The organism is Shewanella olleyana (assembly GCF_023283825.1).
Lineage (GTDB): Bacteria > Pseudomonadota > Gammaproteobacteria > Enterobacterales > Shewanellaceae > Shewanella > Shewanella olleyana.
This window is the reverse complement of the sequence record NZ_JAKILD010000008.1, coordinates 75,239-87,958: the sequence shown is the minus strand read 5'-3', so window position 1 is coordinate 87,958 and position 12,720 is coordinate 75,239. Positions and strand designations below refer to the sequence as shown.

The 12,720-nt window shown below is 40.4% G+C and carries 12 protein-coding genes; 5 read left to right on the top strand and 7 right to left on the bottom strand.

What is annotated here, in order from left to right; all coding sequences use genetic code 11:
* Window positions 1–10: 10 nt before the first annotated feature.
* From L2735_RS07555 to L2735_RS07540, 4 genes are all read right to left on the bottom strand, one after another.
* Window positions 11–1,099 carry an alkene reductase gene (locus tag L2735_RS07555; RefSeq protein ID WP_248984116.1) on the bottom strand — a complete coding sequence of 363 codons (1,089 nt, stop codon included), beginning with the start codon at window positions 1,097–1,099 and terminating at the stop codon, window positions 11–13.
* Between the two features lie 86 nt (window positions 1,100–1,185).
* Window positions 1,186–2,280 carry an alkene reductase gene (locus L2735_RS07550; protein ID WP_248984115.1) on the bottom strand — a complete coding sequence of 365 codons (1,095 nt, stop codon included), beginning with the start codon at window positions 2,278–2,280 and terminating at the stop codon, window positions 1,186–1,188.
* 199 nt (window positions 2,281–2,479) lie between these two features.
* Window positions 2,480–3,184, bottom strand: coding sequence for a TetR/AcrR family transcriptional regulator (locus L2735_RS07545; protein WP_428848299.1), 705 nt, complete (start codon window positions 3,182–3,184; stop codon window positions 2,480–2,482).
* A 172-nt stretch (window positions 3,185–3,356) separates the two neighbouring features.
* Window positions 3,357–4,781 carry a coniferyl aldehyde dehydrogenase gene (locus L2735_RS07540; protein WP_248984114.1) on the bottom strand — a complete coding sequence of 475 codons (1,425 nt, stop codon included), beginning with the start codon at window positions 4,779–4,781 and terminating at the stop codon, window positions 3,357–3,359.
* 489 nt (window positions 4,782–5,270) lie between these two features.
* Here L2735_RS07540 and L2735_RS07535 point away from each other — a divergent pair, with 489 nt between their 5' ends.
* Window positions 5,271–5,702, top strand: a complete 432-nt coding sequence (locus tag L2735_RS07535; protein WP_248984113.1) for a universal stress protein — start codon at window positions 5,271–5,273, stop codon at window positions 5,700–5,702.
* Between the two features lie 134 nt (window positions 5,703–5,836).
* Here the strand turns inward: L2735_RS07535 and L2735_RS07530 are convergent, their stop codons facing one another.
* A complete protein-coding gene (locus tag L2735_RS07530; protein WP_248984112.1) occupies window positions 5,837–7,438 on the bottom strand; it encodes a PH domain-containing protein in 1,602 nt (533 codons plus the stop codon).
* A complete protein-coding gene (locus L2735_RS07525) occupies window positions 7,431–8,240 on the bottom strand; it encodes a PH domain-containing protein (protein ID WP_248984111.1) in 810 nt (269 codons plus the stop codon). Before L2735_RS07525 ends, L2735_RS07530 begins: the two co-directional genes overlap by 8 nt.
* 220 nt (window positions 8,241–8,460) lie before the next feature.
* Between L2735_RS07525 and L2735_RS07520 the strand changes: the two genes are divergently transcribed.
* Window positions 8,461–8,802: a winged helix-turn-helix domain-containing protein gene (locus tag L2735_RS07520; RefSeq protein ID WP_248984110.1), complete on the top strand. Its 342-nt coding sequence runs from the start codon at window positions 8,461–8,463 to the stop codon at window positions 8,800–8,802.
* 47 nt (window positions 8,803–8,849) lie between these two features.
* Here L2735_RS07520 and L2735_RS07515 read toward each other — a convergent pair whose 3' ends face one another.
* Window positions 8,850–10,565: a sensor domain-containing diguanylate cyclase gene (locus L2735_RS07515; RefSeq protein ID WP_248984109.1), complete on the bottom strand. Its 1,716-nt coding sequence runs from the start codon at window positions 10,563–10,565 to the stop codon at window positions 8,850–8,852.
* A 225-nt stretch (window positions 10,566–10,790) separates the two neighbouring features.
* On the opposite strand from L2735_RS07515, the gene L2735_RS07510 reads away from it, so the two are divergent.
* The 3 genes from L2735_RS07510 (at window position 10,791) to luxS (ending at window position 12,685) form a co-directional block, all read left to right on the top strand.
* Window positions 10,791–11,429, top strand: coding sequence for an alpha-ketoglutarate-dependent dioxygenase AlkB family protein (locus L2735_RS07510; RefSeq protein WP_248984108.1), 639 nt, complete (start codon window positions 10,791–10,793; stop codon window positions 11,427–11,429).
* A 152-nt stretch (window positions 11,430–11,581) separates the two neighbouring features.
* Window positions 11,582–11,881, top strand: a complete 300-nt coding sequence (locus tag L2735_RS07505) for a BolA family protein (RefSeq protein ID WP_153914452.1) — start codon at window positions 11,582–11,584, stop codon at window positions 11,879–11,881.
* A gap of 294 nt (window positions 11,882–12,175) precedes the next feature.
* Window positions 12,176–12,685, top strand: coding sequence for an S-ribosylhomocysteine lyase (luxS, locus tag L2735_RS07500; protein ID WP_248984107.1), 510 nt, complete (start codon window positions 12,176–12,178; stop codon window positions 12,683–12,685).
* Window positions 12,686–12,720: the final 35 nt, after the last annotated feature.

The following is a 12,720-nucleotide window of genomic DNA, read 5'->3' as shown; positions in this document are numbered from 1 at the left end:
AAAGCTGAGCTTAGGTTGCTGCAGGGTAGTCGGTATAACCTGTGGCATCACCACCATAAAGCGTTAATCTTGCATCAGCGTCAAACTCTGTCAGTGCAATATTATGTTTAAACCTTTCTACCAAATCTGGGTTGGTGACATAAGGAGTGCCAAATGCGACCAAGTCGGCATAACCTTTGTCGAGAAGCGCCTGGGCACTTTGTTGATTAAGTTTACCTGCTACCATAATTGGGTTTGGATAGATTTTACGAACTCGCTGTCTGAAACTATCAGTTGCTTCAGTATAATCACCAATATTTTCTGAAAAATGTACATAGGCAAGCTTCATAGGAGCAAGTTGTTTCAGTAGCAGCTCAGTGACTTCAATAATATCGCTATCAGTTTCTTTAAAGCCTTCACCCACTAATGGAGATAAACGGATAGCCACTCTATCTGCGCCAATAGCATCATTAACGGCATTGATCACTTCAAGTGGAAAACGCAGTCTATTTTGCTGGCTACCACCGTATTGATCTTGGCGTTGATTGCTAACTTCTCGGATGAACTGATCTATTAGGTAGCCATGGGCGCCATGTAATTCAACCCCATCAAATCCAGCTTCAATGGCATTTTTAGCCCCTTGAACAAAGTCTGCGATTGTTTTCTCAATATCCTCAATTGTCATGGCTCTTGGGATTGAGGTTTCAACCATCCCAAATCCGCCCTCGGGCAATGGACCATAAACTTGATCAGGCTGCTTTATTGCAGAAGGCGCAACGGGTTGTTCACCTGCAATATCGCTGTGGGAACGTCTACCCACATGCCATAGCTGCAGAAATATTTTTCCGCCTTGTTGGTGCACCGCATCGGTGGTTTTTTTCCAGCCATCAATATGGGCTTGAGTATAAATACCAGGGGTTAACGAATAGCCTCTGGCTACCGCAGAAACAGGTGTCCCCTCAGCAATAATAAGCCCAGCGGATGCACGTTGTTGATAATAAGATGCCATTAAATCATTAGGCACATCACCAGGTTGTGAGGTGCGCGAACGTGTCATGGGTGCCATTACAATTCGATTGGCTAGAGTGCTGCCTGCTAAGGGAAATTCTGAAAATAACATATTAATTCCTAACTTTTACCGAACTCTTTTGCTCAGGCAATATTAGTTCGTAATGATAATACTGATCTAAAGAGAGTGTGAGCTAATTACGAGAAAACCGGATAATCGGTTAATCCTTTTTCATCGCCGCCAAATAGGGTTTCAGGGTTATGTTTTGCCCAAGCCTGGCCATGTTTAATTCTGGCGGGCAAATCAGGATTAGCTACGAAAGCGCGCCCAAAAGCGATCATATCGGCAAGCCCAGATTCAATGGCAGAAACAGCCCTTTGGGTGGTGTATTTACCGGCATAAATCATTATTCCGTTAAATGCTTCCCTAAGCGCTTGTTTAAACTCTGTGCTCATCACTGGCGCATCATCCCAATCAGCCTCAGCGATATGGATATATGCGATATTGTGTTGATTAAGTAATTTAGCTGCAGCGGTATATGTGAGTTCTGGTGTCGCATCAACCGTGCCATTTAATGTGGTTAAAGGGGCTAAGCGAACGCCAATTTTGTCGCTACCAATGGCTTCAACCATTGCGCTGATCACTTCATCTAAAAAACGTAAACGATTGGTAAGTGAACCGCCGTACTCATCTGTTCTATGGTTAGATTCAGAATCAATAAATTGATTAATTAAGTAACCATTGGCAGCGTGTAATTCGATGCCATCAAAGCCAGCTTTAATGGCATTAAGCGAAGCTTGTTTAAATTGAGCGACTACTTGCTGTATATCTGCTTTAGTCATTTCACGGGGCTCAACCACATCAACAAAACCTGGGTTATTGTCCCCACCATCGACAAAGACTTTAACGTTGTCAGCTTTAATGGCAGATGAAGATATCGGTTGCTGACCATTAATATTATCTGGGTGAGTGACGCGACCCACATGCCAAAGTTGGGCAAACATAATACCGTTATTGGCATGTACTGCATCAGTCACCTTTTTCCATCCTGACAGCTGTTTATCCGAGTAAATGCCGGGTGTCCAAGCATATCCTTTCGCCATAGGTGATATTTGAGTACCTTCACCAATGACAAGGCCAGCGCTACTTCTCTGCGCATAGTAAGTGGCCATTATCTCGTTAGCATTATCATTTGGTTGACTGGCTCGAGAACGAGTCATTGGAGGCATTACGATTCTATTAGCCAGCGTTAATTGACCAAGTTTAATAGGATTAAAGAGTGCTGCTGTCATGATATTTACTCAATGAATTGCGAATTGAAGCTATCTTAACGGCAAACTTAACTATCAAAAATGGCAATTGTTACAAATGACTTTTGTTAAAAATGCAATAGTGTTTAATGGTAATGTTTGAGCGAATTATAATGTTCGAGCAAATTGACGTCGGCAGTGGTTGTTAATGCATTGCTCATTAGGAGAGGGGCTACAGTCTTTAGGCCTTCATGGAACGCCAAAACAATTCAAAGCTCGCATCACGATGACTCTTATCATGGCCCCATTGCGGATTATCAGTAAAGTAACGAATGGCAGCGAGATATTGTCCGTGACAGTTTTCTAGCATTAGTGCTAATGGGAAGTTAGCAACAATATTAAGCTGCTGACCTTTGGCAATAAGTTCAATGATAAAGTGCAAAATACTGTTCATGGCTTGGGAGCGGATCTTTGCATCAATTTCTGATGACAGTGAAAACTGTAAGAAAAATCTCTGTTTAATAGGGTGAAGCAACGCCCAGTCGATAGCATGCTGCCATAAACGCTTAGCGCTGTATTTTAGCATTGCTGCATTCTCTACATGATAAGAATTAACGTCAGCTGAAAGAGATTGACTGGCATTCAATTCAGTTGAGCCTGTAATAGTGTCATCATTTAATTGAATGGCCACTTCATCAACTGCTGGTTCGGCCATTGAAGCAGTAATTGAGTCGGCAAACTCTTGCTTAACGGCTACGAATAAATGATTTAATAACGCTTCTTTAGTGGGGAAATGATGAAACAAGGTGCCTGTGGCAACCCCTGACTTTTTAGCAATAGAGGCAGTAGAAGTACCGTGGAAACCTTGCTCAACAAAAAGTATCAATGCGGCATCGAGTATCGCCTGTTTTTTGTCCGTTTTGGTTAACTTCATTGTATTTGCCATAGGTTTTCCTAATTTTTGTTCTAAAGATTGTTCTGCTGATTGTTTTAAGGGTCCTCAAAGTTTGGAGAAGCATCACTTGTAATGCATTCTCCATTTTTTGAGACAATAAGCCATTGATGGATAGATTGAATCCACAGCTTATTGAATCAAGAGGCAATCTATTGAAAATGGCTTATCGTAAAAACATCTTCATTAATAATGCTTGGATTTTTGTGCCGTAAGGTGGGTGCACAAATATACCAGAGTTGAATTTACCGCTTTTTAAGACTGTTTTAGCATGGCTGAACGTTAAGAAGCCTTCTTTGCCATGATAATGACCCATACCTGATGGACCAATACCACCAAATGGCGCGTCATCAGCAGCAACATGGAATACTGTCTCATTAATACAAACACCACCTGAATGGGTGTTTTGAATAATGTGTTGCTGTGTCGCACTATCGAAACTCATGATGTAAAGCGCTAGAGGACGCTCATTTTGGTTAATGTGGTCAATGGCTTTATCGATATTTTGATAACTGATGATCGGCAGTAATGGGCCAAATATTTCTTCCTGCATCACAGTCATGTCATCGCTGGTGGCTGTGATTAATTGTGTCGGTAATTTACGAACATTAGCATCAATATTGTATTCGGTCGCAGAGTGGATCACCGCACCTTTTTGTTTAGCATCTTCCAATACAGCTAATAAACGCGAATATTGGCGTTCATTAATGACATTGCCGTAATCAGGGTTAGAGGCAAAGTCAGGGTACATCTTATTGAAGCGCTTTTGATATTCACTGATGAGTTCATCAACCTTATCTTCTGGGCATAAAATGTAATCAGGTGCGACACAGATTTGGCCAGCATTTAAACACTTACCATAGATGAGTCGCTCGACTGCTGTGGCAATATCAATATCTGGCGCTATAACAACAGGTGATTTACCACCTAGTTCTAGTGTCACTGGTGTTAAATTATCAGCAGCTGCACGCATAACGTGGCGCCCAACAGTGGTTGAGCCAGTAAACAACATATGATCGAACGGCAGCGCCGAAAACTGAGCGGCAATATCAGCTTCACCTTCAATAACAGCCACTTCATCTTGATTAAATATTTCTGCAAGTAAAGTCGTGAGTACTTGGTTAGTGGCTGGGGTGAACTCTGACATTTTAAGCATGGCGCGATTACCCGCAGCAATCGCGGTAATCAAAGGGCCTACAGCCAACATTACCGGAAAATTCCAAGGCACAATAATGCCTACTACGCCGAGTGGTTGGTAGTGAACCGTTACAGAAGAGGGTGCAAGTAATAAACCCGCATGACGCTTGTCAGGCTTCATCCATGATTTAAGTTTCTTTGTGGTGTAATTAATATTATTAATACACGGCATGATGTCTGAAATCATGGTGTCGTTACTTGAGCGATGGCCGTAATCAGCCGCTAATGCATTGACGAATTGATCGCTGTATTTAAGTAGTCTAGCTTTTAGCTTATTCAGTTTATCGATTCGGCTGTGGTAACTAGGAGCTGGCATTGAAAGGTACGCATTGCGTTGCTGTTCAAGTAGCTGCTGCAATGCCGTTTGCTGATTTTCACTGACTGCCATATTCATAAGATCTCCTAGCATTAAACCTAAAGCGGATAATGGCTAAATTGTAATGGTTAAAAGTAAACCGACTGATTAGTCGGTTTACTATGGCTCACTATTGAGGAAATGGCAAGTTGTTTAAAATTAGAGCAGCATTTTGCGCTACATCAAAGCGGTATTTTAAGAATTACACTACACTTTTAATAACGGGGAATTAACAAGAAAGGCCACTCAATCTGTTGTGATAGTTCGACTTTACAAAGACTTAACTAAAGGTAAATCGACACGTATCGATTTTGTAAGGGTAATGATTAAGCGTATTTAAAAAAACCTTGGTATATTCATATTTGGTACATTCAAATTTGGTACATTCAAATTTGGTACATTCATATAGAGTATCGTTAACCTGTTATAGGTTTAATCAATCTCGGTGACGATAAGGATAACGATGACTTATCTGAACAATATAGGTAAATCATTTATCTGTCTTTCAATCTGCAGGAGGGAATCACTATGCGTTCACGTAATATTTTATGGCCGACAGACTTTTCTGAAACCGCATCACATGCTTTACGTTATGCCATAGAAATGGCCAATTTATATCAAGTTGGGATCCGCATATTACATGTAGTCGATCAGCCTCTAGGTGATGAGAACTATATGATCTTGGCAATAACGCCGGAAGAGCTCGCTAAAAGCATGGAAGAGGCAGCAGCTGAAAAAATGCGCAGCCTACTATCTGAGTTGCAAACAGATCTCTCAATTGAAACCCTCATTAGACGCGGTGATGCAATTGAAGAGATTGTAGCAGAAGCCAATAGTGGTGATATCGGCATGGTTGTTATTGCAAGCCATGGCAGAACCGGTCTTGCACATTTCTTACATGACAATGTGGCTGAAGAAGTGGCTAATCAAGCTGATTGCCCTGTGTTAGTGGTTAAGTAGGTATAAGCTTTTTACAGCTGTAAACCACAAAATATCCTGTTAGTGAAGGCTTGAGCTACTTAAATCTAGTAGCTCAAATGCTTATTACTCTTTGGTGCCTGTAACTTATCACTAAGCTTTAGCTTTATAGTAAGTTAAATCCAATTACTCGAATCAAGTTTGGTGCGTATCATGGCTTTTTCCGCGATGAGATGCGCATCTTGTTGGTTGATATAGGGCAGGGTTAAGCTCCCGCTAGCAAGCCCTAAAGTGAGATAGGCATAGCCTTTGCTCTTTTGCCCCTTTGTTTGAGTGATCGATACATGCTGCACCTTACTAAAAGGAATTCTTTTCCAGTTGCGACTTAAAAGGCCTGTGTGTTGCCAGACAGCATCAGCTTCAATGACATAACCCCACTGCTTGTATCGTAAAAACGTTAATCCCATTATGATTAAAGCCGCTAACCAAATGGCGAGTGTAACTACCGTTACTCCTTCAGCTATAGTGAGTAAAACGGCAGGTAAAAAAGCGATACAGCCACGTCTTGTAAACCATGCTAAAGCAATGCTTTGGTAGCTTTTAGGAATGCCCTGATTTCCTACAGCCAGCTCAGGGATTTTATTCAATGTAGCTGCGATTTCTGCTGTTTTAACGGTAGGCAATAGCATATGTTGCGCTGCTTTTTGTTCTACCTCTTGGCCTTTTACTTGTTTTAAGTAAAGGGTCCATACCCCAAAAATCCGCGCAAGCACTGGCTGACAAAAATGCAGTAATTGAACTCGTTTAATCGCTAATGCATCTTGTTGGTGAGATATCACTCCGCCGCTGCGCTGTAAGGTTTGCTGTCTTTTTTCTAAACGGTAGGGATAGTATTTTAATACCGCAGCGAGAATCGATATTAGTGAGAATAGACAGTAAATGAACACAAATAGCAGCGCGCCACTGGCAACTTGCAAGGCGATGCTTTCACCGCTAAAACTCACTATCCTTGTCCAAATTTGCTGGATAACGGGTATTTCAGCAATCTCCTCCCAGTTTACTTGACCTATTATTGGCCCTGCGATAACAGCTAACCAGATTAGATTATTTTGATAAAACCCGAATTGAACTAATTGCTTTAAATCACGTTTAAAAACCAGCGTGATACTAGGGGAGTTTGTCTGCCCCTTAGCGTGACTTTCAACTTCACTGTCATCTGCTGATTGACTATTTGTGCTGAGTGTTTGATTTAAATCTGACTGATTAGCATCAGGCGTTAATTGTAATAACTGCTGTTTGATTAACGCCGCATCCTTGGCATTAAGGGCGGCTAAATGCGCTTCATCATCTTTAGAACCAGCAGTCTCAATCACTAAAGTGCCTAGCTTAAGCGGCTTAAAATAAAAAGGTTGTTCAAAACGGATATTTTGAATTTTGTTAAACGGGATCTCATCTTTACGAGTAAACAGTAATCCACGCTTTATATTGAGTTGTTGTGTATTAAGCTTAAAGCGATATTTACGCCATTGGATGAAGGCAAAGATACTCAATAGCGTCATCATGATTAAGGCGGCAATAACACCAAGTTGCAGGTTAAATCCATTTTGCCAGCCAGCAAAAAAAATAGGAATGAGCGCGTAACCATTGGTTAAAATTGCTTTTGTCGCTCCAAAACTAAAGCTGAGCATTGACCAAGGGGAAAGGGACTGCCACTGACTAAAGCTCTTTTTAGCATCGACTTGTTGAGAGGGCGATAGTGGAGTGTTTGGCTTAGTCATCTTTTGGGTCACTCTCAGTCAACTCTGAAGGAACACTGGTTTTGTTGCTATTTGTATTAACCGTTTTTGTTTGAATATCGGTATCTTGTTCTGCTTGGCTAGAGTTCCCTGACGCAGATTGATGGGACCCTGATTGATCTGAAGCGGATTGATGAATTGTCGCTTTATTCAATAAATGCTGTCTGAGGTGTTCTGCAGTATTAAATAGTAATCCAGGTAAGTAAATTTCTGCCGCGCCGCTACCGGCACTAAAGCACTTTAACGTTGCAAGTGAAAACCGTCTTTGTAGTGGGTTTTGTGACAGACTGACATGCTGTAATCGAGTAAACGGCAGTGTAGTTGTAGATATCCACCAAAGCCCTTTTCGAACCACAAGTTCATGCTCTAGCACGCCGTAACACAGGTTCTTTGCCGCTTTATATTGTAGATAAACCGCAATAAAACCAAATAATCCAATTACTGAAATTACTTTTAATGAAACAGTTAAACCTGCTTGCTCTTTTATGTTCATGATGAACATTACAGCAGTAATAATGATGAACACTAATCCTGCTGTTTGCAGTGCAATTTGCTTGGGGTAATTTTTATCAACCGCTTGAAGTATTAAATCGGTATAAGGCGTCCACTCTGAAGTGTCAATTAACTGTTTATCGTTTGGCTTCTGAAACTGCAACGGATCTTGTTTGGACTCCTCTTGCACTTTCTTTTGTTGTGGATCCAGCTCCGATACCTCTGGCGCTTGAGAGTCTTTGGCCGTGGACAACTCGGGGGAAGAAGTAGGTAAGTCTGACTTTGAAGTCATTGATTGTCCTTATCGTGTTTTTGTTTAGCTATGTCTGGATTTTTGTAAACTTTAGAGCACTATCTATGAACAGAGCACTATTTATGGTTTAGAGTACTATTTATGGTTAGAGAATGTGCGCCAATACAGAGGCTATTCTAAATAATTAAATCTAAAAACTGCTTTCTAATCAAAGTGCAATCTATTACTTTGTTTATATCTAAACATGGAAATAGTATTTATGGAATCTTCTCACTCTTTAAGTGTTGCTCAAGCGATCGCTCCCCAACCGATTTCAAAGGCTCATAAAGCCTTTTTGCGAAAAATTTTCTTGTGCCACTTAATTCATCAGCAGCAGCACAATTTATTATCCTTACATCAATTAACTAAAATGCCACGAAGAACCATTCAAGATACATTAGCAGCCATGTTAGATATTGGAGTGGAAATAAAGTTTGTTCAAGATGGTGAACGTCATAATGCTGGCTACTATCAACTCATTGATTGGGGGCCGATTAACCCGCAATGGATAGAGTTAAATCTCGAAGATATTTGCGTTAGTCTCGACATCGAAATAGCTTAGCGTCGAGTGTGTGACATCTTAGTCTAGCAAGTTAGCAAGTTAGCAAGTTAGCTGGTTATGCTATTAGGCTCTGAAACACGGCCTGCACAAATTTGATTTCGACCAGAACGTTTTGCTTGATATAGATGTTTATCTGCTACTTCAATCAACATCGACAGTTGATTGATGGCGCTGCAACTGGTCACGATCCCAATGCTGGCAGTAACATTCACTTTATGCTGCATTTGGCTAAAAGGCAGCTTAGCGATATTTTCACAGAGCCTAGCAGCGAGAGTATTGGCTTCTTGCTCTTGTGTGTGGGGTAAGAAAATTATGAACTCTTCACCGCCCCAGCGTGCTAATACATCATCTTTGCGTAATGTATCTCTAATTAGAGCTGCAATTTTCACTAATACCGCATCACCAAAATTATGTCCATAATTGTCATTAATGGCTTTAAAGCGATCAATATCAATCATTAATATAGAAGCAGATTTTTGTATTTTTTCTTCTGTAAATAAAGGTTCGACGAGTTGATAGAATGCTCGGCGGTTATTCAAACGGGTTAGAGGATCCATATTCGCCATTTTCTCAGCAATCGTCTTCTCATTCTCAACTCGTCTAAATCGTTCAGTTAATGCAAGTGCCAGTAGTAATACATCGATAAAAAATCCAACTTCTGCGGCGCGGTAGGTAAAATTATTAAAGGGGATATAACCCCAAACAGCTAAGCAAGTAAGTGCTACACCCAACATTGATGAAATAGAGGCTATGAGGAAAAACCTAGCTGAGATATTGCCAAAGTTTAGCGATAACACACCTAACACAATCATCAAGCCGCTAAATAGCAGCATAAGATCGAAAGCAAAAATAAGTCCGAGCACTCTATCTTGCAGTAACACAGCCACTAGCATTAACGCAGGAAAAATAATACATAAGCTTTTTAAGATACGATTGAGGGTTGGCAGCTGATATTTAAGTCGTAAAAAATGGCAGGCAAATAATATTCCACTAGTGCAAAAGGTGACCATGAGTAGCGGGATTGACCATTGTTGCCATATCGGGGAGTTAGGCCAAATCCACAATGAACCGTGGCCACTGTAGGCAAAGTGGAGAAGTAAAAAATTAAATAAATACAGACTATAAAATAAATAGCTTTTTAGCCTAAGACCAATAAAGAGGATGAAGTTATAAATTAATAACGCAGTAATTGCGCCATAGAGGAATCCATAACTGTAATGATTAAATGCGCTTTTTTGTGCCATTTCTGCTTGGTTGAACAAGTAAACGGGGATCACCATGGCATCAGGTGTTTGCACTCTAATGAGTACATTTGTTTTACCTTGAGGATATTGATAATTAAAATTAAAGCTCGGTTGCATGGTGGTTTGCTGGTAAAAAAGCGATAAGTCACCTTGGTGTTCAAAATGCGCTATTTTGTCATCATTAAACCAAAACACACTAACCTCATCGAGCCAATAATTATCAATATGGAGTATTCTATTAACGGGCTCTATGGCATCACTTTCAATGGTCAGGCTAAGCCAAATGGGTTTAGCGTTAATGCCGTAGTTACTGATACTTTGATTAACAGGAGAGAAGTGGCCTTTTTTGTAAATTTCATAGGCTTGGGAAGCGTTGAGTCTTTCTTGTTCAACAAATTGTGAAAGTGAATAACCAATTGGAGCTGGATGATTTTCGGATAAATGCACTACTTCAGCCTGAACTTGATAAGAGTTCAACCAACAGAAAAAGCCGATAGCTAGGATACGTATCCAATTCATAAATGCGATAAAATACCATTATCAATTTTGTTCACACTTCAACTCCCTTTTTAGCCAATATGACATTGTTAACGCCTCAGTAGCATCATTGAATTTAGGTTCTCATAATATATCGAGGCTGAATATTAAAAACATGTAAAAATGTTTATTTGTATACTAAAGAATTAGTCACAATAGTGAGATTGTCAAAATTCAAACATATTATAAATCAACAGGTAATCATATATGAGGCAACTTGGCTTAGGTCTCTTGTCAGATAAAGAAGATAAAAACCTCAGTCCTAAGCATGAGGAATTAACTGCGCCTGTTACTTTTATAAAGGGCTTTATAGGCATAGAGCAACAACAAGCATTACTCAAAGAGTCGCTAAATTATCCGTTCGAGCAACCTGAGATAACTGTGTTTGGTAAACAGCACCCAATACCACGCAGCCAAGTGTGGTTTGCAGATAAGGGGTGCGCATATCGTTATTCCTCATTATTGGTGACACCAACCCCTTGGCCAGAAGGTTTAGCGGTTCTGAGACGGCAATTACTGGATCAATTTGGTATCGATACAAATGGCGTGTTGGTGAACCGTTATCAAAATGGCCTTGATAGCATGGGCTGGCATAGTGATGATGAAGCCGAAATCGAACCAAACACTGACATAGTGTCTATTAGTTTAGGGGCAACACGGACCTTTGTATTAAGGCACAAGCTAACTAAAAAGAAGCAAAGCTTTGAATTAGCGTCAGGCGATTTGCTTATCATGCATGGCGGTATGCAACAGAATTGGCAACATAGTGTTCCTAGACGGATGAAAGTTAGTCAGCCTAGGCTAAATTATACTTTTCGAAAGTTAATCAAAGGGTTTCATGATTAGTTTTCATGTTGAAAAATTGGACTAAAAAGTGAGCAAGTTTGCGTTGTAACAACTTTTTGCCAAACAGCTCTTATTGAATTAATGCAGGTTTGATTTTTGAAACGTTAAGCAGTAGTCTTCACCCTTTCAGATGTAGATAAAAAGAGTTTGTTATGTCAGTTGAACAAGTGATAACCCAAAAACTGAACCAGTCTTTTAGCCCCATCCATCTAGACGTGTTGAATGAAAGTAATCGTCATCACGTACCACCTAACTCAGAAACACACTTTAAAGTGGTTGTTGTGAGTGATGAGTTTGAGTCGCAACGTCTCATCTCCCGCCATCGCGCTGTCAATGGTGTTTTAGCCGAAGAATTGGCTAATGGTGTTCACGCTTTATCAATAAATGCTTACACTAAAGAAGAGTGGCAAGCGCTTGAAGCTGTGCCTAAAACACCCAACTGTAAAGGCTAATTGTATCGGCGACTAAAACGCTGATAAAAATAAGCTTGTCCCTTAAACCTCATCTTTGCATGAGGTTTTTTATTGCTTAGTTTTAGCTTTCATTCTGCTGAAGACTCTCCAATTATTAGCGCTTACTTATCGTCAAATTAGCCCAAATTATTTTGCCTTTTTAATATGCTTGTCATGGTTCTGTCATTTCTAGCTGGTAACCATGAAGCTCCGTAGACTTTTGCTTAGCTGTTCACTTTTAATTTTGATGCTATGATGCCAAGCAGAATTTTTACCAACCTTAAGGAATGTGTAATGCCTTTACTTGATAGTTTTACCGTTGATCATACACGTATGGAAGCGCCTGCAGTGCGTGTAGCTAAGCACATGAGTACACCTAAGGGCGATACCATCACAGTATTTGACTTACGGTTTTGTGCACCTAATAAAGACATCTTGAGTGAACGTGGTATTCATACACTAGAACACTTATTTGCTGGATTTATGCGTGATCATTTAAATGGTGACAGTGTTGAGATTATTGATATCTCGCCAATGGGTTGTCGTACAGGTTTTTACATGAGCTTAATCGGTGTGCCGTCTGAGCGAACTGTTGCAGATGCTTGGTTAGCTGCTATGGAAGATGTGTTAAACGTGGTTGAGCAAACAGAAATTCCAGAATTAAATGAGTACCAATGTGGCACGTTTGAAATGCACTCGCTTGAGCAAGCGCAAGATATTGCTCGTGCGATTATCGCTGCAGGTGTAAGCGTCAATCGTAATGATGACCTTAAGCTAAGCGAAGACATATTAGGTACACTTTAAAGCATCAATGAGTGAGCAAGATATAGTGTAATAAA